This is a genomic window from Bradyrhizobium sp. SHOUNA76, from assembly GCF_023006445.1.
Taxonomy (GTDB): Bacteria; Pseudomonadota; Alphaproteobacteria; order Rhizobiales; family Xanthobacteraceae; genus Bradyrhizobium.
The window spans coordinates 1-1,138 of record NZ_JALBHA010000932.1 but is presented as its reverse complement, the minus strand read 5'-3'; the positions used below and the strand labels follow the sequence as shown (position 1 = coordinate 1,138).

The 1,138-nt window shown below is 62.9% G+C and carries 3 protein-coding genes; 2 read left to right on the top strand and 1 reads right to left on the bottom strand.

What is annotated here, in order from left to right:
• Positions 1 to 225, bottom strand: a 225-nt coding sequence (locus MOV74_RS38720) for a helix-turn-helix transcriptional regulator (RefSeq protein WP_246932842.1), incomplete at its 3' end; no start/stop codon positions are given.
• Between the two features lie 188 nt (positions 226 to 413).
• On the opposite strand from MOV74_RS38720, the gene MOV74_RS38715 reads away from it, so the two are divergent.
• A complete protein-coding gene (locus tag MOV74_RS38715; protein ID WP_246932840.1) occupies positions 414 to 722 on the top strand; it encodes an NIPSNAP family protein in 309 nt (102 codons plus the stop codon).
• Positions 723 to 758: 36 nt separating this feature from the next.
• Positions 759 to 1,109, top strand: coding sequence for an antibiotic biosynthesis monooxygenase (locus MOV74_RS38710; protein ID WP_246932838.1), 351 nt, complete (start codon positions 759 to 761; stop codon positions 1,107 to 1,109).
• Positions 1,110 to 1,138 lie beyond the last annotated feature (29 nt).

Here is a 1,138-nt window from a genome sequence, read left to right as displayed (position 1 = left end):
GGTGAGGCGATAGTAGCGGTGGCGGCCCTGCTTCTCCGGCTCGACCAGCCCGCCGGCCTCGAGCTTGGCCAGATGCGAGCTCGCCGTCTGCGGCGTGATGCCGGCCTCCTGCGCCAGCTCGCTCGCAGTCAGCGCGCGTCCGTTCATCAGCGCAGTGAGCATGTTGGCGCGGGCGGGGTCGCCGACCAGCGAAGCGACCAGGGCGATGTCAGGTCCTGATTTCATGCTTCGATGATAGCCGAAGCATTGCGGTCGGGCAAGAGCGTAGCGTGTTGCCACACCGTCGTTCGCGAGGATGCCCGTAGGGTGGGCAAAGGAGCGGAGCGACGTGCCCACCATTCGTCGTTGCCGACATACGTGGGCACGCTTCGCTTTGCCCACCCTGCGAGACTTCGCAAAACCAGGAGCCCACCATGTCCGTCACCGTCTTCATCCGCTACCAGCTCGACCCCTTCAAGCGCGCGCAGTTCGAGGAATATTCAAAGCGCTGGCTCACCATCATCCCGAAATGCGGTGGGGATCTGATCGGCTATTTCATGCCGCACGAGGGCACCAACAACATTGCGTCGGCGCTGATTACCTTCGAGAGTCTCGCCGCCTATGAAGCCTATCGGGCCCGGTTGCGGCAGGACGCCGAAGGCATGGCCAATTTCCATTTCGCCGAGGAACACAAATTCATCCTCGCCGAAGAGCGCACCTTCCTGCGCCAAGTGGTCTTATAAGGGGTATTGTAGGCGCAATAGCAGCAGGAGATGCCCATGATCGCCGTGATCTTCGAGGTCTGGCCCAAGCCGGAACATCGTCAGGATTATTTCGACCTCGCAGCCGATCTGAAGCCGCTGCTGCAAACCATCGACGGCTTCATCTCGGTCGAGCGTTTCGAGAGCCTGACCGAGAAGGGCAAGATCCTGTCGGTGTCGTTCTGGCGGGACGAGGCGGCGGTCCAGGCCTGGCGCAACACGATGGAGCACCGCCGCACCCAGGCCAAGGGCAGGGCGCAGATCTTTGCCGATTATCATCTGCGCATCGCCTGCGTCGTCAGGGACTACAGCATGAATGATCGCGAGCAGGCGCCGAAGGACAGTCGCGCCGTGCACGACGCGCACTAGCGCTGCCGGGCGCGCTCTGGCGCTGCCGG